This is a genomic window from Mycobacterium sp. GA-1199, assembly GCF_001500045.1.
GTDB lineage: Bacteria > Actinomycetota > Actinomycetes > Mycobacteriales > Mycobacteriaceae > Mycobacterium.
Genome location: NZ_LQIX01000026.1, coordinates 12,895 through 32,507 on the forward strand (window position 1 = coordinate 12,895; position 19,613 = coordinate 32,507).

The 19,613-nt window shown below is 63.2% G+C and carries 16 protein-coding genes and 1 pseudogene; 7 read left to right on the forward strand and 10 right to left on the reverse strand.

From position 1 onward, the window contains the following. Window positions 1–643 precede the first annotated feature (643 nt). Entirely contained in the window at window positions 644–1,042 is a 399-nt protein-coding gene (locus AU198_RS17335; RefSeq protein WP_156431652.1) for a hypothetical protein, read from the reverse strand. Between the two features lie 573 nt (window positions 1,043–1,615). Here AU198_RS17335 and AU198_RS17340 point away from each other — a divergent pair. Then, window positions 1,616–2,872: a hypothetical protein gene (locus tag AU198_RS17340; protein ID WP_064349650.1), complete on the forward strand. Its 1,257-nt coding sequence runs from the start codon at window positions 1,616–1,618 to the stop codon at window positions 2,870–2,872. 452 nt (window positions 2,873–3,324) lie between these two features. After that, window positions 3,325–3,780, forward strand: coding sequence for a hypothetical protein (locus AU198_RS17345; protein WP_064349652.1), 456 nt, complete (start codon window positions 3,325–3,327; stop codon window positions 3,778–3,780). A gap of 276 nt (window positions 3,781–4,056) precedes the next feature. On the opposite strand, the gene AU198_RS17350 is transcribed toward AU198_RS17345, so the two are convergent. Then, on the reverse strand, window positions 4,057–5,895 hold the full coding sequence (locus AU198_RS17350; protein ID WP_156431653.1) for an ATP-dependent nuclease: 1,839 nt from the start codon (window positions 5,893–5,895) through the stop codon (window positions 4,057–4,059). Window positions 5,896–6,288: 393 nt separating this feature from the next. Here AU198_RS17350 and AU198_RS17355 point away from each other — a divergent pair, with 393 nt between their 5' ends. Then, window positions 6,289–6,765 carry a hypothetical protein gene (locus tag AU198_RS17355; protein WP_064349654.1) on the forward strand — a complete coding sequence of 159 codons (477 nt, stop codon included), beginning with the start codon at window positions 6,289–6,291 and terminating at the stop codon, window positions 6,763–6,765. 1,798 nt (window positions 6,766–8,563) lie between these two features. On the opposite strand, the gene AU198_RS17360 is transcribed toward AU198_RS17355, so the two are convergent. From AU198_RS17360 to AU198_RS26915, 3 genes are all read right to left on the reverse strand, one after another. Next, on the reverse strand, window positions 8,564–9,535 hold the full coding sequence (locus AU198_RS17360; protein WP_156431654.1) for a hypothetical protein: 972 nt from the start codon (window positions 9,533–9,535) through the stop codon (window positions 8,564–8,566). Between the two features lie 504 nt (window positions 9,536–10,039). Beyond that, the gene (locus tag AU198_RS26245) at window positions 10,040–10,264 is read right to left on the reverse strand and encodes a hypothetical protein (protein WP_156431655.1); all 225 of its coding nucleotides are present in this window, start codon (window positions 10,262–10,264) and stop codon (window positions 10,040–10,042) included. Window positions 10,265–10,423: 159 nt separating this feature from the next. Continuing rightward, complete coding sequence (locus AU198_RS26915; protein WP_353612093.1) at window positions 10,424–10,570, reverse strand: DUF732 domain-containing protein; 147 nt, start codon at window positions 10,568–10,570, stop codon at window positions 10,424–10,426. Window positions 10,571–10,753: 183 nt separating this feature from the next. Between AU198_RS26915 and AU198_RS26250 the strand changes: the two are divergent. Continuing rightward, window positions 10,754–10,846, forward strand: a pseudogene (locus AU198_RS26250) (hypothetical protein); the annotation flags it as partial. A gap of 43 nt (window positions 10,847–10,889) precedes the next feature. Here AU198_RS26250 and AU198_RS17370 read toward each other — a convergent pair. Next, window positions 10,890–11,606 (reverse strand): GAF domain-containing protein, encoded by a 717-nt coding sequence (locus AU198_RS17370; RefSeq protein ID WP_064349657.1) that lies wholly within the window; start codon window positions 11,604–11,606, stop codon window positions 10,890–10,892. 257 nt (window positions 11,607–11,863) lie between these two features. Here AU198_RS17370 and AU198_RS17375 point away from each other — a divergent pair, with 257 nt between their 5' ends. Further along, a complete protein-coding gene (locus AU198_RS17375) occupies window positions 11,864–12,304 on the forward strand; it encodes a hypothetical protein (RefSeq protein ID WP_231744703.1) in 441 nt (146 codons plus the stop codon). A 26-nt stretch (window positions 12,305–12,330) separates the two neighbouring features. On the opposite strand, the gene AU198_RS17380 is transcribed toward AU198_RS17375, so the two are convergent. The 3 genes from AU198_RS17380 to AU198_RS17390 form a co-directional block, all read right to left on the reverse strand. Next, window positions 12,331–13,377: an NAD(P)-dependent alcohol dehydrogenase gene (locus tag AU198_RS17380; RefSeq protein WP_064349661.1), complete on the reverse strand. Its 1,047-nt coding sequence runs from the start codon at window positions 13,375–13,377 to the stop codon at window positions 12,331–12,333. A gap of 139 nt (window positions 13,378–13,516) precedes the next feature. Continuing rightward, the gene (locus tag AU198_RS17385) at window positions 13,517–13,792 is read right to left on the reverse strand and encodes a YciI family protein (RefSeq protein WP_064349685.1); all 276 of its coding nucleotides are present in this window, start codon (window positions 13,790–13,792) and stop codon (window positions 13,517–13,519) included. Window positions 13,793–13,802: 10 nt separating this feature from the next. Further along, window positions 13,803–14,915, reverse strand: coding sequence for an iron-siderophore ABC transporter substrate-binding protein (locus AU198_RS17390; RefSeq protein ID WP_064349663.1), 1,113 nt, complete (start codon window positions 14,913–14,915; stop codon window positions 13,803–13,805). 158 nt (window positions 14,916–15,073) lie between these two features. On the opposite strand from AU198_RS17390, the gene ctaD reads away from it, so the two are divergent. Together ctaD and serB are read left to right on the forward strand one after the other, a co-directional pair. After that, window positions 15,074–16,819 carry an aa3-type cytochrome oxidase subunit I gene (gene ctaD, locus AU198_RS17395; protein ID WP_064349686.1) on the forward strand — a complete coding sequence of 582 codons (1,746 nt, stop codon included), beginning with the start codon at window positions 15,074–15,076 and terminating at the stop codon, window positions 16,817–16,819. Window positions 16,820–16,829: 10 nt separating this feature from the next. Beyond that, window positions 16,830–18,071 carry a phosphoserine phosphatase SerB gene (gene serB / locus AU198_RS17400; protein ID WP_064349665.1) on the forward strand — a complete coding sequence of 414 codons (1,242 nt, stop codon included), beginning with the start codon at window positions 16,830–16,832 and terminating at the stop codon, window positions 18,069–18,071. 98 nt (window positions 18,072–18,169) lie between these two features. On the opposite strand, the gene yczR is transcribed toward serB, so the two are convergent. Then, window positions 18,170–19,612 carry a MocR-like transcription factor YczR gene (yczR, locus tag AU198_RS17405; protein ID WP_064349667.1) on the reverse strand — a complete coding sequence of 481 codons (1,443 nt, stop codon included), beginning with the start codon at window positions 19,610–19,612 and terminating at the stop codon, window positions 18,170–18,172. Window position 19,613: the final 1 nt, after the last annotated feature.

Consider the following 19,613-nt stretch of genomic DNA (forward strand, 5'->3'; position numbering starts at 1 on the left):
ATCTGTGACGTAGCCGTTCGCACAGCGGTTCGTGGCATGTTGCGAAACTAAATGCGGACGTCATGCGGATTCGACGCAATTTGGCCTCGCCGGTTCAATGCCAGAGGATCGAATCGTGGACGCCTGTACCGCCGAACGACTGGTTCAGGAATTGCGCACATTGCGCGGACTGGAAGCGTGGCTACGCAACCCAGTCCTGTTGACCGCGCAACCGAACAGCGATCTATCTGTCGATCTGGCTCGCCTGCCCGACATCTGGGCAACCACGGTGGTTCACCGCAGTCTGACTCACACGGTCGAGTGCCTGTCGGTCGCGGGTGCACTCATCCCGGGCGACGCCTGGATACATGCACCCTTCGTCCTCCTTCGAGGAGCATATGAGTCGGCGGCAGTCGCGGTCTGGCTGCTGGAACCCGACTCCGCCGAAGATCGTCTTACCCGACTCATCGCCCAACACGGCGACTCGTGGAGATACTCGGCGAAGGCGTACAGCGGCACGCCACTAGAAGATGGTGGGCTACACGGCGAGCTTCCACCACCAACCAGACCATGCCCCACCTTCGCCTACAGGGCAGACTGGCCGCACTCGCATAACAGGCCGGCACCGGGCGCGAGAGCGCTTTTGTGTCGAAGCTAGACGCCTCTATCCGCTGGTGCCGCCGCGCTTGATGTCACGAACATCGTTGCGGAAATCCATCTTCAGGTCGCGCATCTGCTCTTTGACCGATTTGGCGGCTTCCTTGCCCACCTGTTTCGCTTCGCGCCGCTCAGCCTTCAAATCGCCCAACCCAGCCTTGAGGGTTGTGCGCGCAGTGTTGATCTGATCGCGCACCGTGTTGTCGCCGTCACCGGGTATGTTGCCGCCACCTTGGGAGCCGCCGGGGCCACCACCACCACCGCCGACACCGCCGGTACCCTCGTCGTCGCCGGTTGTTAATGGCGCGTTGATAAAGGGTTGAGCACCAGCTACTGGAGCGAACGGAACCGCCCCCACCCCAGCAATCGAAACCGCCGCCACCAAACCGAGCGCAGCTCTCTTCATCGGATTCTCCCCTCGATCAGCTTCAACGTCCGGAAAGGGAGCAGCTACCGTCTGAACTGCTGAGACTGACTTGAATCTACGTGACCGACAGGATCTAGCAGCGACTCCTCAGGAACCACATCGGCGCTTATTGAAACCGGCAGCAAATGATTTTCATTGGCCTGGGAAAATGCTCTAAGTCAGCGGCAAACTTCGTCACTGGCACCTGCACAGTTGCCGAGACTGGCCCGTCTCTGCTCGACGTGGGACGTTCGATGGGGGCGTTTAGTTCAGCAGCAGGGTCTGGCCCCAGGATGCCGCCGCTACCCATAGTTGCCCACATCTAGCCGTCTGCTTGCCCGAACGCTGTACGGGGTGGATGCAGTGAATGGTAGGGAAACACCCGATTCCTTTCGCGGGGTTAGCCCATACCGTTGCTGACGAGTCCTCGTCGCAACAACGAGCAAACAGGGCTCATGAACTCCTGGCAGGTTGAGTAAGCAGCACTGCCCGGCGAACCGTCTCTCAACCGGCGCAACAAGGAGAACAGTCATGGCGCACGCAAATTACGTCGGCAGAGTCGGGGCGTTAGCCGTGGCGCTGGGCATCGGGGTCGGTCTGGTCGCGACGCCCTGGGTGGCGTCCGCCAAGCCATCCGACGACACGAGTTCGTCGGCCCACTCTTCAGCGGCAAACACGCCAAAGGCACCGAAAGCACCCAAGCCTGAGAAGAGCGTGTCTGTCTCCAAGAACGGTGTGGTGAAGAAACAAAGCGGGACCGCGTTCGCCTCCACCCCGATAGGCAGCACCGGCACCAAAGCCAAAGCCAAAGGCGATAACGCCACCGCCACCGTGGCCAGCGGCAACAAGAGCAAAGCCACCGCGACCGGCACCAATGCCAACGCCACCGCAGCAGGCGGCGACAATAACTACGCCACCGTCAAGGGCAACAACAGCTACGCAAGGGCCGGCAGCGGCAGTACCGACGAAGACAACAGCAACAACACCGCCCGAGTCACCGGCGATAACAGTCGAGCTGTCGCAGGTGAGGGCACCGGCAATCACAACAACACCGCCACCGCCACCGGTGACAACGCCTACGCCTTCGCCGGAACAGGGAGTGACAACAACGCCAATACCGCCACTGCCGCAGCAAGCGGACCCAACAGTCTAGCCAATGCCTACGCTGGTATCGGCGACAGCAACACCGGCAACACGGCCACCGCGACGGCCACCGGGACCAACACCAAGGCCTATGCCACCGCCGCTCTCGGCGGCAGTGGCGGCAATTCCAACACCGCCAGCGCCACCGCCACCAATACCGGCGGGCCCAGCTTTGTTCAGGCGTACGCCGAGGCAGGTACGAACGGGACAAATAACACCGCGGCTGCTACCAACGTCGTCGGCAGCGACTGTGGCAGTTGCGCCAGCTACGTCGTGGCATATGCCGGTAATGACGGCACCGGTTCTCACGACAACACCGCCACCGCCACCAATAGCGCCGTCGAGGGTGATGTCTCGGCAGTCGCGGGCTACGGCGGCAACAACGGCGGCAACACCGCCACGGCCACCAACACCGGCGCTCAGGCCAGGATCTTTGCGTACGCGGGCTTTGGGGCTAACAACATCGACAATTCCGCCACCGCCACGAACAGCGTCGCGAGCGCGCCCGAGGTGCGGGCGGAAGCTGGCGTGGGAGCGGGAAACAGCAACAACACGGCCACCGCCACCGTCACTGACCTCGACAGCTTCCTACAAACCCTCGCTCAAGCAGGAAACGGCAGCGATAACACCGGTTGGACCGCCACAGCCTCTAATGGCGGCACCGACATCCAACCACCACCCGAGTGACACCCGTTTTGAATTAGGGCGGAGCCCGGCTCGACTGATCTAGTGTTCGGCTCGCGTCACCAATGATGTGGGCCGGCCCGCCGCGTGCGAGGCGTCGCAACGCGCGGCCCGAGCCGTTCTCGGCGACGACGCGCTGTGGGGGCGCAGCGGCGGTGGTACCCGCCCCGACACGCGCAATTGCCATAGCTTTTTCAGACCGGTTATTTCCTGTTGTGACCTGGGGGATGCAGAGGACCGGTCGCCGCATCGCTGACACAGTCCCCCGCAGGGTTGGCAGCCTTTTCCCAGGTCAATGAAAGTCATTTGCTGCCGTACGCAAGAAACGCCCAGAGACACCTGTGTATTAGCTGTGAGAACCCTTGTCGGTGCCGTAAATTCGTCTTGGTTCCGGCAGTTCAGACGGTGATGCTGCCACCGGTTGGGAATTCTTCACAGTAGTCAAGGGGGATGAAATGAAGAAAACGGCCCTCGGTTTGCTGGCGGTGGTTTCAATAGCCGGGGTGGGAGTGCTGCCGCTCGCGCCGACAGCTTCGGCCCTCCCGTCGATCACCATTCCCTTGGCTGATCCAGGTGACGACGGCGGCGGCAGTGATGATGGCTGCGGCACTGGCGGCGTTGGCGGCGGGGAGGGTGGCGTCGGCGGCAACGGCGGCGGCTGTGGAGGCGGCTCTCAGGGAGGCGGCAACGTGCCCGGCCCCGGCGACAACCCGTCCGGCCCTCAGGCCGCCTTGAACACCGCCCGGGAGAACCTCAACGACCTGCGGCAGGCCAAACCCAAAGACCGCGAGGCCATCAAGGACGCCCGTCAAACCGTCAAAGACGCCCGCAAAGCCGTCAAGGAGGACCGCAAGGCTGCCAAGGACGCCGCCAAGAACGGCGGCAGCACCAACCCCGGCAGCGGCACGTAACAGGCCACGCCGCGCCGCTTCGGACCAGTCGGCGGGTCACTGGCCGACGACCGAAACCTGCCCGCCTCTAACGGTGGCACCGACCCCAGCCAGCACCAGAGTGAGAGCTAACGGGAGACGATTGGCGCTGGCTTGTCACTGTCTCAGAAGCGTTTGGCGTAGTCCGCGAGACAGGCACTCGTGAGACGAACTTCTGAGACAACCTGGCCTTGGGGAACGCCTTGCGGGATGCTTCTCGACAGAGGTCTCATATGTGCTCTGATTTGAGACATGCGCTCAATCTGCGTCGTGCGGTTCTTTGGACCAATTGATGACCTCATCGACGACGGCCCGTATGGATGGCAGTTCCACACCGGCCAGGTCGAGTTCGTGGACGACGCTTCGTACGCCGTCTGCGGTCGTGATGGGTAGGCCGTAGTGCTCCTCGGCATATGCTTTCCAGTCCACTGAGTCAGACGGTCCCTTACCTGTGGCGGTGCGACACTCATCTACCAGCTCATGCCAACCGGGGAAAGGCCCCCTCACGTAGTCGCGTATAGCCGCAGCAGGAAGTGCGAACAGTAGATCCTCTTCGGGCACGCCGAATAACTTCGGCGGCGGGAGGCCCTTGTCCTCGAACCGCTTGATGAGTCGCACCAGTTTGACTTCTTCGCTGGACCGCTTGCGGTTCGAACGCTCCCAGATCGTCTGTGTGACAGTGGCGTCAGTGAGCACACCAAGCTTGACGCCCAGTCGGGATGGGAACTCCCCGTCGATCAGTCCCTCCAGGTTCTTGGTGCCGTGAATTGGGATGATGAGCACTCCCGCCGCATCAAGCGCTGGCGAGGCGTACTCGTCAAGTACCGCCTCATCTAGCGGTCCCTCAACGAACAGGATGGCTCGGCGGAGCGATAGCACTGTAGCTGGGTGCATGCCGACTTCTGTGGCGAGTTCTTGTAGCAGCGGTGTGGCAGTACTTAGCACTGTCCGGGCCTGTGTCGAGGACGATTCGATGTCGCGGCTGATTTTCACGAATGTCACCCCATCACCCGAGGCCCGCAGAAACTCCTCGTGATGCGAGGCGGCCACAACCGTGAACCCGCAACTAACCATGCGTTGGCACCAGCGCACGACACTGGCCACAGCCGAGGGATGCAGATGGGCTTCGGGCTCATCGACGAAAATGACGTTGCCCGAGAACGGCTCAACTGTAGGGAAACCCAACCCTGTAATCTCCTGACTTTCTTCCATGAGCCACAAAGCGAGTTGAACTGCAATCGACATCCAGCGCGAGGAACCCCTACCGAAGGATTCGAGCGCATGCCGGTCTTCCTCACCCCGTGGCCTGAACCAGAGTGATACACCGGGCGAGCTTTCCCATCGGGTGGGAACGTCGAATTCTGCTTCAATGGAACCGTCGATGAAGTTGGGCAACAAGTCTGTGGCAAGAGAGCCAAGTTGGTTCACACGCTGACGTATCTCGGGTGACACCTCCCAAAGACCGAGGGATTCGTCATAGTCCATCGGCTCTAGCCACTGCGTTTTGATGTTCTCTCCATCAGAGACGGCGGTCAGGTCGGCTAGCGCTGAGGTGGCCCATCCGTTCACATCGTCGAATTGCCAACCGAGAAACAATGGGCGTGGCCGCGGTCCTTCTATGTGGAAAGTATCGAACTTTACCTCGAAAATTTTCTTTTCAAGGCGGTTCCTCATATCAGCTGCAAGTTCTAGGTAATACCGAGCGAGATCGCCGAATAGGAGCCCGGCTTTTTCAGAGTGACTGAAAAACCACACCTGAATGGGCAGATTCGGTTCAGCTGCCCCGCCATTCGCGTCCACGTCGGCCTGCGCCGGGGACTTGGCGAGCACACTGTCGTCGAACGGTACGCCCTGCTCCAAGTCAAAAAGCACCGCTCCAAGGGGAGGCAGGAAGTAGTCCGCTCCTCGAATACCCCGCACAGGTGGCCCGATGGCGTGACCCGGCATATTCTGCGGCGCAAGTGTGCCGTAGATGGCTTCAAGGATGTTGGTCTTGCCTACATCATTCTTACCGAAGAGCACAGTAAATGGCCCTACGTCGAACTCCACAGATTCCACTGAACGGTAGTTGTAAAGCGAAACCCGGGACACGCGCACGAACTAAATCTATATCGTCGGCGTCCGCAAACATCTGTGGGCAAGGTACGAATGGGCTCTGTCTTGACACTCCCCGCCGTCTGCTCAGGCAGCTTGGGGATCAAACGAAGGCGGACGTGCACCCGTCGTCCGAACGATGCTTCTGATGTCGGCGATCCTCCCTTTGTATCCTGCACACAGATCTGCACGTGCCGGTGACCCAACGCGCCCTCTCGGATTAAGGCCGGTATTGGCCCGGCATTAGCCGGTTCGAGCGAAGCCGACCTAGCCGCAACCCTATTACCAGCAGCGTGCTCGCCGACTATGAGTTCGCCAGACCCGGCTCCAGACGCCGTTGCGTTGAGGGACGATGCGACATATGACATCGAACCGGGGTGAGGTGGAGGTCGGATCATGAAGATCATCGCGACTGCAATCGCCGCGGGCGTGATCGGCGGCGTAGCTGTACTGTCCAGCGGAATAACTGCCGCGCACGCTGACGACACGATCCCCAACGCCAACTGCACGCCAAACACCGACTGCTACCACAGTTATCTTTACGGACGCGACTGGTCGCTGGCCAAGTACATGTACCTGGTAGGCCGAGGCACGCACCCGAGCGACCTGCTCGGCTACGTAGCGAATCCCGAGCCTGCCGTCGCCTTCTGCCGAGGCGTGGAGGCCGACGCCAGTTCCACCGGCTACCCGCCCGGCGACGTACACCACTTTCGGGGCGGGTGCATGGATACCGTGCTCACCCAGATGGCAGCCTACGACCCCAACATGGACATGACGAGGGCGTTCTTGTCGATGATGGGCCAAGGGATGCCGAACGCGGCGCACAGCGACCACTACCCCGCGGCACCCAATTGGCGGGCCTACTACGGGTAGCGGGCACCGGAGCCATTCCCGGTGCGCCGTCAGCGCCCACGACCGCCAGGCCTCCATGGACTAGCAGTACCCCCTCACATAGGTGGCCCTCGATGCCGTTCTGGGCCTTACGTGTAACGCATCCTGCCGTCTGTTACCGCCCCTTACGAGGGAGTGAAGGAGACACCGATGCGCCTTGAGGAAACGCCGATTTTCTCCCGCGTCAAAATCACCGCTGCTGGTTCCATCAACATCGCTGAGACAACAAATCTGCTGAGGTCAGAGGTAATTTCCTGGACGAGCCTGGAGCCGAGTGACGATCTCGTCGCGGATGTCGATGTGCGCGGCGTTCTCGTTACTGGGAGTGAACTTCATTGGATGGCGGGAGACGCCGAGGTTCAAATGATCGAATTGCCGCATTACGCGGGCATGCCAAAAGACCTCATAAGCAAGCGCGCCCCGTCGAGAGCCCAAGTGGCTCGAAGGCGTATTCCGACAGCCCGGATGGATGGCCGCCACTCATCTGGGCATCTGAAACCCTGCACCGCGCATTCAAGTACACCGACTACGACACGGCGGTCGAGATCTTCCTGTGCGCTCTATCGGTGGCACCAGACGATCTACGCCCGATGCTGCTGGCGGGCCTAAGGGCAAATCACGCCATAGTGTTGCGCCATGGATATCCCCAGCCGTGGCAAAAACAAAAAATGCCGGACAAAGGCATGTTAGATGTTCTTCGACTCTGACCCGCCTTCCGTCACCTGATTCCCGTTCCGTTCCCTTTGTCGTGTCATCCAGGCTCGCGCAACCTCCGATAATCAGAAAGATTCGTAATGCCGATCTAAGACTTGATGTGGCGATTCGTTAGGGCCCGGACGCGAGCGGCCAGCAACCTTTTTTGGCGGCAGCTCGTTGTCGCAATACGATAGATTGAGGGCATCCGGCCAGAGGAACAGAACTGAGGCAGATCCAACGATGCACAGAGGCGTCAGTCGAGGCGAAACGGGTCTGCTCGTGGACTCGTTGCAGTCCGAGCGCAGGGCTGCGCTACAGCTGGTTGCGGAGAATGGAGGCGGTTCAGATCGGGTCGAACGGGCCGCCTACGTCCTCATTCAATCTGTAGAAACTTCCAACCGCGACCTCGCCCTCGGCATCTGGCGTGCAGCGGGGATCGAGCCGCGTAAACGCCGCAGGCGAGGACGGCCTCGAAAAAGGGCTGCCTAAAATCACTTCGGTGGCACCGAATTGTGCAAATTCAATAGGTTGCAGCTACTCCAGCGGCTCTTGATCTGCTGAATCCCTAAAGGCCCCGGCGGGGCAGCTCAAAATATTAGTCATTTGCGCTACAGGTTTCTTGACGTTTGACCTCAACGGGATGGAGTGAACCGAACCGTTGGGCGCTTTCCACAACGATTGACCGGTGGGACCCCACCGCGCAATCCCCGCAGCACTCTCGGCAGCGACCGACCTTCTACACAGCGGCTTTGGGGGCAGTCTTCGTGTGCGATTGCGGGCGAGTTCTCGCCCGATAACCTGCCGCATGGTGCAGCTCACTGACCTATATTTTCGCAGCTGAGCATTGCCAAAAGCATGTCGGCTATCCGAAGATGCCGGGCGAACCACCGCGCGTCCAGCCGAGCAAGAAGGTCGCCGCCAACTGGGATGACGAGGGAAATGCGGTGTAGCCCAGCCGTAGCATGGCCCGCACCACCCCCGCCCGGCGCTAAGTACAGAACGGCAGCGGTCGGGTCCAGCGCCCCTTGCATCACCGCTGGGTCACAAGCGCGATTTGACCAGGCAGGGGTCGGCTAGCTCTGCATCACACGAAGTACGGCGGTTTACGGCCCCGCTGAATGTTGTCGAGTTTCTCGACCGAACGAGATTGGAGCCGTTCGATTTCCTTGAAGTGTGAGCTCAGTTGCGTCGAGTTCGAGCGAATCCCGGCCTCGACGGACCTTGTGGAAGCGTCGAGCGACCTCGTCGAATAGTTGAGCGAGTCAAGGCTGGTCGCTACCCCGCTCATCTGCGCTGAGACTTGTCCAATTGAGGACTTCACTTCCGCGAGCGCTGATGTGAGAGATTCGGTCATTCTACCGAGCGCCTGGCCGAGGTTCGCGAACCCAGCGACCATGATCGAGTTGCCCCGCATCAGCAGGAATGTTTTCGCAAATTCTGGATCTTTATGAGCGGGCCGGGTAATCTGACTTATCCGTTGCGAAACACCCTGGCTCACATGAAGTTTAGCGGTTGCGTCTAGGGAAACAGCAAACGGGTCTACCGGGCCTTCGTATCGGGAGGCCAGAATGGCGTATTCAGCCGCAATGTTATTGATGAGATTAACGCTATCAATGAATTCACCGAGTTCGGTCGTCGCGTTCTCGATGGCAGTCCAAAACGGCACATATGCGGTCTCGCGGAACTCTTCCTCCGCGCTGTCGAGGTAACGATGAGCGCTGCTCAAAAATTCGGGTAGCAGACGGAATTGATCCACGGCCAGATTATTTTTTTCCTGAAGCCGTGCAGCCAGGCTCTGCTGCTCTGTGGCGTGCCGCCGGAGTTTTTCTTGTCTTTCGCGCTCTTGCTGTTGTTGCTGGGCGGCCTGCTTCTGGCGTTCAGCGTCTGCCTTCTGTCTTTGATTTTTACTCCATCGAATCGCGAGAACCGCCACAGCGATGACAAGCCAGACAACAATGCCGATGACGAAGCTTGACCCTACGCCTCGTTCCGCTATCGGCGTCGTGTTGTGGAGAACTTGCGTCTGGATCAACTCGCCCGTCAGACCAACAACCATGGCTCCAACGAATAGTCCTACGACCACCAATATGCCCATATCGGGCCCCCCGTCCGGTTTCTACCTGCTCCGATGGACTTCCAAAGTGACGGAGTCATCGAGAGGGTCAGAATCATATGACAGAGGAGTGCCTAGTCAAGGAGGAATAGCAACTTCGGTCCCGTCCGTGGACACCTTCGGTTCCTCGCGGCTGCGGCCCCGAGCGCGACCCTCGCGGAAGTCGTCGATCCACTGGCACACATAGGACGATCCTGGGAGGTTCCTTCGCGGACACCACCGCTGCAGCGGGCCGGCGTTCTTTCGCGGAGTGATGGAGAGCGCCGAAAACAACGCGCTGGCCAAATCGCGGTCGGGCCCCTCCGGGCGCGACTCAGTGACGAGGTAGGCGAACCGGGCGAGAAAGTCGTCTTCGTCAAGACCATTGTGGGCCGAAACCATCTGCGCGATGCTCTGTCAGACCTCATCGAACCCGTCTGCGCTCATCGGCAACCCTCATGCCCGAGCCTATGCGGCAGCAGCCTTCTTCTGGCTGCACCTTGGGTGCGAGCGCAAACCCAGCATCGACTCCAGAACCAACAGAAACGGCGGATTCGGACCACCATGGGCGGCCTTTTCACTGGCATGCGCCCAGTCGATCAGAGCGGCGAGGTCTTTGATTAGCGCTGGGTTATCGGCACCGTGAGCCCGGCAGATGCGCTCTAGAGTCTGGTTTTCGGCGTAGTCGATCATGGCTGACCTCCTCTGTTCAGTTGTTTGTACCCCTCATTGTCTCAATATTGTGAGCTGTCTGTCTATTGCTTTGCAGCCGCTCTGCCGCCGCTCCCCGGCGGTCGGAGGCCCGAGTGCCTGTGCCAGGCCATTGACGGCTAACAGAGCAAGTTCTGCCCGTTAACCGCCTACCCGCACGGCTGACGTTTCATCGACACCATTGCGTACGACCTGATGCGCGAGGTCGCTTGGCGACCGCCCGCGCCCAATGCCCCAGCAGATCGCGTGACCAAACTCAAGGACATCCTCTGCGGGCGATCCCGCCAAGATCGCAAGCAGGCGAATGGTGTGGCCGTCTTTGCGCTGATCACGGTGGCACTAGTCGCCGTGTTATCACGGCGACCGTGCCCACAATTTGCCCACATTCTGTGGATATTTGGGGGTATCTGTGGGCATCACCAGATATGAGTTCTCGCTGGTAACAACCACTTTCGATCCTCTGACCAGGTAGCTGCGCAGAACCACGACTTCTTCTCCGGTTCGGGGTCGAGTTACGTGATCGGCAAGGCCGTCGTCACCGAAGACGAGGACTGGGACTTCTAGCGCGGCTGTCGGCGGGTGGGCGAGGGGCTCGTCATGGATGTGCTCAGTCCGGATTGACGCCGAACAGGCGTGCGCGGAGCACCATCACGAAATCCTCCATCACCTGGACATGGCCAGGCGTCCACCGGCGAGGTCTGGTGTCCCAGGCGATGAGCGTGCCTATGGTGTGTCCCTGGGCGTCGGTCAGCGGGAAGCCAACGTATGCCACGACGATGCCCTCTTTCACTGCCCAGTGGTCGCGCAGTAACGGTTCCTTGCGGGCATCGGCGACGACCAACGGCTTGCCGGTGACCAGAACCTCGCGGCCGAGGGAACCCGTCAGCGGCCCTTGACGTTTGACCGCCATTTCGCCGGTGAGGCCGATCGCGCTGCACATGTATTGGGTGTCGCGGTCGATCAGTGTCACCGCGGCTGACGGCACCCCGACCGCGTACACCACCATGCCGACGATCCGGTCGAGGCTGCGGGCCCGGTCGGCGTCGAGCAGTCCGCTGTCGTAGAGCGCGCGCAGTCGATCAGGGTCGGAGATGACGGCGCCCTCGGCGAGGGCCGTGACCGGGTCGTGCGTATCCAGGTTCAAGGATCTGACGTGCGCCATGAGTTCGCGCACATCACCCTCACCCCTGCGGGCCCGCTCGATGATCATCCGGGCGGCGACGGCGCGACCGATATACGTCTCGACGGATTCGCCGACCCGGTGGGCCTCCTCGACCAGAGCGGCATCCAGCCAATCGTCGCAGCCCGGCGCCGTCGGACTCATAGCTTCACGCTAGCGCGCAGTTGGTGCGATTATCGAGCGTCGGACAACGCATCAGTTCGCCGAAATTGGGCATGTCAGCGTCTTTAGCAGCAGGTTGATACCGGCCGCCGGGTGGCTACCCCGAACGGCCGCCGTCACTTGCGCCGACCGGACGACTTCGTACGAAACCGGCCTGTCATGATGAGCCCCGTGAGACGATTCCCGGCTGAAGGTGATGGCGTAGCGCGACGTTGGAGACGGGCATGATTAGGCGGGCAATGACGGCTCTGGGTGCCTCCGTTCTCGGTGCAGTGGTTTTGGCGCCGCCGGCTGCTGCCGACACGGGGCAGCAGGTGCTTCTGCAGTCCGGGACGGTCCGCTGCCTGGTGAGTGCCGACGACGTGAAGCGCGGCGGTGGACCGATTGCGGTATGTCAGCGTGTCGACGGCCAACCATGGGGTCAGGCTCCGTGGGAGACGTCGAAATTCAACAATCGGCTCAACCTCGCAGTCGTGCGTGGCACCGGTGAAATGTACTGGGAGCGGGGCGTCGTCCCTGCCGAGAACGATGCTGCCGGCGCAGACGTCGTCGTGGACGCCGGACAGACATATCGCGTCGACGGCTGGACCATTCAAGACGAGGACCTGCGGACCCGCATCACTTATGACGCCACCGGTCACGGACTGTTCATCAACGCCGAGGACGTTCGTCAGTTCTGATCGGCCGCATGACGTCTGACGAGCGGTCACTCACGCAGTGACTGCGTATCGATCACGAAGCGGTACCGCACATCGCTGGCCACCACCCGCTCGTAAGCCTCGTTGATGTAATCGGGTGTGACGACTTCGATCTCGGGTCGCACGGCGTGCTCGGCGCAGAAGTCGAGCATCTCCTGCGTCTCGGCGATACCGCCGATCAGCGACCCTGCGAGGCGGCGCCGGCCGGAGATCAGCGCGCCGGCGGGGACCGACATGGGTTTCTCCGGCATACCCAGTTCCACCATCGTGCCGTCGAGTGCGAGCAGTCCCAGATAGCGCCCAAGGTTGAGGTTGGCCGACACCGTGTTGAGGATCAGGTCGAACGATCCGCGCAGCGTGGTGAACGTCTCCGGGTCGGAGGTCGCGTAGTACTCGTCGGCGCCGAGACGCAAACCGTCCTCCATCTTCTTCAGCGACTGGCTCAGCACCGTCACATGTGCGCCCATCGCGTGCGCGAGCTTGACGCCCATGTGGCCCAGCCCGCCGAGCCCGATGACCGCCACCCGGGTTCCCGGCCCCGCATTCCAGTGGCGCAGAGGCGAATACAACGTGATACCCGCGCACAGCAGCGGGGCGGCGGCGTCCAGCGGGAGGCTGTCGGGAATGTGCAGCACATAGTTCTCGTCCACCACGATGGCGCCGCTGTAGCCGCCCTGTGTCGGCTCACCGTCACGACCGATTGCGTTGTAGGTGCCGACCATCCCCTTGACGCAATACTGTTCCTCGCCCGCGCGGCACTGCGCGCACTCGCGGCAGGAATCGACGAAGCAGCCGACGCCGACGTGGTCGCCGACCTTGAAGCCCGTCACCTCCGCACCCACCTCGGTGACGACGCCGGCGATCTCGTGGCCGGGAACCACCGGATAGTTCGCGCGGCCCCACTCGTCGCGGACGGTGTGGATGTCGGAGTGGCAGATGCCCGCGAAGTGAATGTCGAACGCCACGTCGTGCGGCCCGACGTCGCGACGAGTGATGGTGGTCTTGACCAGTGGTTCGGACGCCGACGGTGCAGCATATGCGGCAACGGTGCTCATTACGACCTTCTTCTTTTCGTTTCGATCAACTATCGACAAGAGCCGTCGCTGACACCGCGATCGGCCTCATACGACCAACGGGCTGGCCTGCCCCGATGATTCCTGCCGGAGCTGTGAGGTTTCTCCTAGAGGCCTGCGGCTAGAGGCCGGCCGCCCGGAACGCCCCGTTGAATGACAACCGGTCGTAGCGCGCAACGCCGGCCGATGTGTAGGGATCCCGGTCGACGATGTCCTGCGCCTGCTCGGCATCCATGTCGCCGGTGATCAGAACGGCGCCCGACTCGTCCTCCAGGCGGCCCGCCAACACGATCCGCCCGGCGCTGACCTCGTCCTTGAGCCATTCGAGGTGAGCGGGACGGGTCTGGTTGATGACCTCGGGCGGTTGCAGGTACGTCGATTTCAGGACGTGGAACACGTCGACCACGCTAATTGATCGGGGCGTTGAGCCATTGCAGGTCGGCGAGCATGCCACGTGCGGCCACGATGTTCTCACCGGTCTGCCACACCTCGTTGTTGACGGCGAAGACCCGGTTGTCGCGTGTGGCGCCCAGCTTCTTCCACGCGTCGCTCTCGAGCACCGCCGGCGCGCGGTCGCGCGCAGCCGGCGAGTCGAAGGACACGTAGACGATGTCGCCGTCGGCGATCGACAGGTCGGGATTGTCGGCGATGTCGGCGTCGGAGACTCCCACCTCGATGTACGGCTTGTCGGTAAAGCGTTGTGTGACAGGGCGATCGACGCCGACATCGGCCAGCACGCTGCCCGGGAAGGTGTCGACGCCGTAGACGCGCATCGTGGTGTCGGTGAACTGCACGACCGACGCCTGGAAGTGCGTGGCGTCGTTGTCGGCGCCGGTCTTGTCGGCGGCGCGGTGAAATCCCTCGACCAATCCGTTCGCGGCGTCCTGTCGACCGGTCGCGGCGCCCACGGTCCGCAGGTTGTCCTGCCACGCCGCGCCGGGCGGGCCCGAGAACACCGTCGGCGCGATGTCGGACAGCGGGCCGAACGCTTCGGGGGTCAACGCCTGCGAACCGAGGATCAGGTCGGGCGCCGCGGCGCGGATGCCGTCGAGGTCCGGTTCGCTACGGCTGCCGACGCCCGGCACGTCGTGGATGACCTGGCCCAGGTATGACGGCTGGCTGTCCGAGCCGTCGGGCAGTGCCGCAGCCACGATCCGCGACTGCAGCCCCAACGCGCACAGGGCGTCGAGCTGATCGCCGGACAGCACGACGATGCGCTGCGGGTCCGCCCGGACGAGGGTCTCACCCGCGGCGTGGCGCACCAGGCGCTCCGGTGGACCAGGATCGACCGCTGCCGGCTCGGCCGGACACGATTCGTCGGGCCGTCGCTGATTGCCCAGCACCCCCGCGCCGGCGATCTTCGTCGTACTGGTGACGATCGTTTGCGGGGCGGTGTTGTCGGAGGCCTCACCGGGGGAGCCGCAGCCGCTGATCCCGGTCATGCCGACAGCGGTCGCGAGCGCAGCCAAGCCCAGCGTCCTGGCGGCCACGAGGCCCCTGCGCGGTGCGCCGATCAACACGTCGCCGACGGTAACATCCGGCCAGCTCCCGGGCCGAAACCCGCGTGCCGGCCAAATACGACGCCTTGTAGGACCCCAGCGCATCGGCGATCGGACGGCCGCTAGGATTCATCGAGACAACCGCGGGGATGTCCCGACCTGGATGTATGGAGGACCTGTTGGTAGCCGAAGCGCCCCCTATCGGAGAACTCGAGGTACGGCGTCCGTTCCCGGAGCGACTCGGCCCCAAGGGCAACCTGATCTACAAGCTCATCACCACGACCGATCACAAGATGATCGGCATCATGTACTGCGTCGCCTGCTTCATCTTCTTCTTCATCGGCGGGCTGATGGCGCTGTTCATGCGCACCGAGCTGGCGATGCCCGGTCTCCAGTTCCTGTCCAACGAGCAGTTCAACCAGCTGTTCACCATGCACGGCACGGTGATGCTGCTGTTCTACGCGACGCCGATCGTGTTCGGGTTCGCGAACTTGGTGCTGCCGCTGCAGATCGGCGCCCCCGACGTCGCGTTCCCCCGACTGAATGCCCTGTCGTTCTGGCTGTTCGTGTTCGGCGCCCTGATCGCGATCTCCGGCTTCATCACCCCCGGCGGTGCGGCCGACTTCGGCTGGACGGCGTACGCGCCGCTGAGCAACGCGATCCACTCACCGGGCGCGGGCGGTGACCTGTGGATCCTGGGTCTGGCCGTCTCGGGTCTGGGCACCATCCTCGGTGGGGTGAACATGATCACCACCGTGGTGTGCATGCGCGCACCCGGTATGACGATGTTCCGGATGCCGATCTTCACCTGGAACATCCTGGTGACCTCGATCCTGGTGCTGCTGGCCTTCCCGCTGCTGACCGCCGCGTTGTTCGGTCTGGCCGCCGACCGGCATCTGGGCGCGCACATCTATGACCCGGCCAACGGCGGGGTGCTGTTGTATCAGCACCTGTTCTGGTATTTCGGTCATCCCGAGGTGTACATCATCGCGCTGCCGTTCTTCGGCATCGTGTCCGAGATCTTCCCGGTGTTCAGCCGCAAGCCGATCTTCGGCTACACCACGCTGATCTACGCGACCATCGCCATCGCCGCGCTCTCGATCGCAGTGTGGGCGCACCACATGTACGCCACCGGCGCGGTGCTGCTGCCGTTCTTCTCGTTCATGACGTTCCTGATCGCCGTGCCGACCGGGATCAAGTTCTTCAACTGGATCGGCACGATGTGGAAGGGCCAGTTGACGTTCGAGACACCGATGCTGTTCTCGATCGGCTTCCTGCTGACGTTCCTGCTGGGTGGCCTCTCCGGCGTGCTGCTGGCCAGCCCGCCGCTGGACTTCCACGTCACCGACAGCTACTTCGTCATCGCGCACTTCCACTACGTGTTGTTCGGCACCATCGTGTTCGCCACCTATGCGGGGATCTACTTCTGGTTCCCGAAGATGACGGGCCGGTTGCTCGACGAACGGTTGGGCAAGCTGCACTTCTGGCTCACGTTCATCGGCTTCCACGTCACGTTCCTGGTGCAGCACTGGGTGGGCGACGAGGGTATGCCGCGCCGCTACGCCGACTACCTGCCGACCGACGGATTCACCACACTCAACGTCGTGTCGACCATCGGCGCCTTCATCCTGGGCATCTCGACGCTGCCGTTCGTGTGGAACATCTTCAAGAGCTGGCGCTACGGCGAGCCGGTGACCGTCGACGATCCGTGGGGGTACGGCAACTCGCTGGAGTGGGCGACGTCATGCCCGCCGCCGCGGCACAACTTCACCGAGCTGCCGCGGATCCGTTCGGAGCGACCGGCTTTCGAGCTGCACTACCCGCACATGGTGGAGCGGATGCGCGCGGAGGCGCATGTCGGGCGCGCACACGGCCCCGCGGACGGCGATGTGACACGGCTGGACGACGCGAACGTCCGTACCTGACGATCGCGGCATGACCGGCAAATCACGCGGACGCGCGTCGCTGCTGATCACGGTCACCGGCCGCGACCAACCCGGCGTCACCTCGGCGTTGTTCGAGGTGTTGTCGCGTCACCAGGTCGAGCTGCTCAACGTCGAACAGGTCGTGATCCGCGGCCGGCTGACACTCGGTGTGCTGGTCGCCGGATCGGCGGAAGCCGCGGGCAGCGCCGAGCTTCGGGACGCCGTGACGGCGGCGATCCGCGATGTGGGCCTGGACGTCACGATCGAACGCAGCGACGGCGAGCCCGTCATGCGGGAACCGTCGACGCACACGATCGTCGTCCTCGGCCGGCCGATCACCGCCGAAGAGTTCGGTGTGGTGGCCCGCGAACTCGCGCGGCTCGAGGTCAACATCGACACGATCGGTGGCATATCGGACTACCCGGTCACGGGATTGGAGCTGAAGGTCTCGGTGCCCTCCCGCGCGGTCTACGAGGAATTGCAGCAGGCGCTGGCACGCGTGGCGGTCGCCCAGGAGATCGACGTCGCGCTCGAGGACTACAGCCTGACGCGACGGGCCAAGCGGCTCATCGTGTTCGACGTCGACTCGACCCTGATCCAGGGCGAGGTGATCGAAATGCTTGCGGCCAGGGTGGGCGCCGAGGCCGCGGTCGCGGAGGTCACCGAGGCCGCCATGCGCGGTGAACTCGACTTCGCCGAATCCCTGCACCGGCGCGTGGCCACACTCGCGGGTCTGCCCGCGTCCGTGCTCGACGACGTCGCCGATCAGATCGAGTTGACGCCCGGTGCGCGTACCACGTTGCGCACGCTTCGGCGGCTGGGATACCACTGCGGCATCGTGTCGGGCGGCTTCCGTCAGGTCATCGAACCGCTCGCACACGAGCTGATGATGGACTTCGTCGCCGCGAACGAGCTCGAAATCGTCGACGGCAAACTGACCGGCCGGGTGATCGGCCCCGTCATCGACCGAGCCGGAAAGGCCAAAGCGCTCAGGGATTTCGCGCAGCAGGCCGGTGTGCCGATGGAGCAGACGGTGGCCGTGGGTGACGGCGCCAACGACATCGACATGCTTGCCGCCGCGGGTCTGGGTGTGGCGTTCAACGCCAAGCCGGCGCTCCGAGAGGTCGCCGACGCGTCACTGAGCCAGCCGTACCTGGACACCGTGCTGTTCATTCTGGGCGTCACACGCGGTGAGATCGAGGCCGCCGATGCCGTCGACGGTGTGGTGCGACGGGTCGAAATCCCCGACTGAGGTCGGTCCTTCGTGTGGTGCGAGCGACCGCATTTGTACGTGCGCCCGCGGCGTGTCGAGGGGCAGACGCGGTCGCTCGCGGGGAAGGGGAGGCCGCGCTAGACCACGACGGTCGTCGACTCGGGCGCCGCCAGTCCGGTGACGCTGCGCCACGCTCGCGCCAGCAGTTCCACCGCCTCGCTCAACTGTTCCTCGGGTAGCGCGTACGGCACGCGGACGAACCGCTCGAGGGTGCCGTCCACCCCGAACCGCGGGCCCGCGGGCAGATCGAGGCCCAGCCGGGAGGCCGCCGCCGACAGCGCGGTACTCATGGGGGCGGGCAGCCGCACCCACAGCGACATGCCGCCCGCGCCGGGGCCCGGTTCCCAGTCGGGCAGGTGCTGACTCAGCAGCGACCGCAGATATGCGCGACGGCCGCGCAAGATCTCGCGCCGCTCGGGCAGCAGTTCGTCATGTCGGGCGAGAAGTCTTGCGGCGGCGCACTGTTCGAGTACCGCAGTGCCCATGTCGACCGACGGCCGCAGCGCGGCGATCGTGGCGATGGTGGCGCGTTCCGCACGGATCCAACCGACCCGCAACCCGCCCCAGAACGACTTCGACATCGAGCCGACCGTCAGGACCAGATCGCGTCGCGACGTCATCGCGCCCGCCACCGGGCCCGGCGGAGGCTCGTCCAGCCACATGTCGAGGATCGTCTCGTCGATGACGGTGCGGGTGCGGGTCTCGGCGATGATGCGCGCCAGCCGCTTCCGGTCCGCAGCGGGCATGGTCATACCGGTCGGATTCTGGTTGTCGGGGATCAGGTACGCCAGCGTCGGTGACATCTGGTGCAGCGCGTTCTGAAGTGCGTCGAAGTCCCAGCCGCTTTCGATCATCGCGACCGGAACGGGGCGGGCGCCTGCGGTCGTGATGGAGGACAGCGCACCGTGATAGGTCGGTTGTTCGACGAGTACACGGTCACCGGGTTGCACATATGTGGTCAGAATCAACCCGATGGCGTGCAACGCCCCGGTGGTCACCATGATCTCGTCAGGCTGCGTGGGAAGCCCACGCTCGCAGTATCTTTCGGCGATCGCCTGTCGCAGTGCCGGTACACCGACGAGTTCGTGTCCCGGCGCGTGCAGATACGGCGTGACGTCGCGGGTCGCCTCTGCGAAAGCCTCCATCACCGCGGCGGCGGGCGCCGACAACGCCGCCGCGGCCAAGCTGACGGAAGATGCGGCTGGCTCGACCCGCGCTGCAGGTACGACGGGCAGCGCAGTGGTGCTGCGCGCCCCGCGGCGCGCAACGAGGTAGCCGTCCTCCTGTAGCTGGGCGTAGGCGGCAGTGACCGTTGTGCGTGACACCCGCAACGTGTCGGCGAGTGCGCGTTCGCTGGGCACTCGCGCCCCGACGGGGACGCGTCCGTCGATGATCAGCAGACGAAGGGCATCGGCCAGACCCTGGTAAGCCGGTCCACTTCGACTGGATGTCCGCCAGTTCCCCAACTCGCGAGCAAGAAGGTCCACGTTGAGCGTGCGGGCAGGCACTTCGAGCGTCATT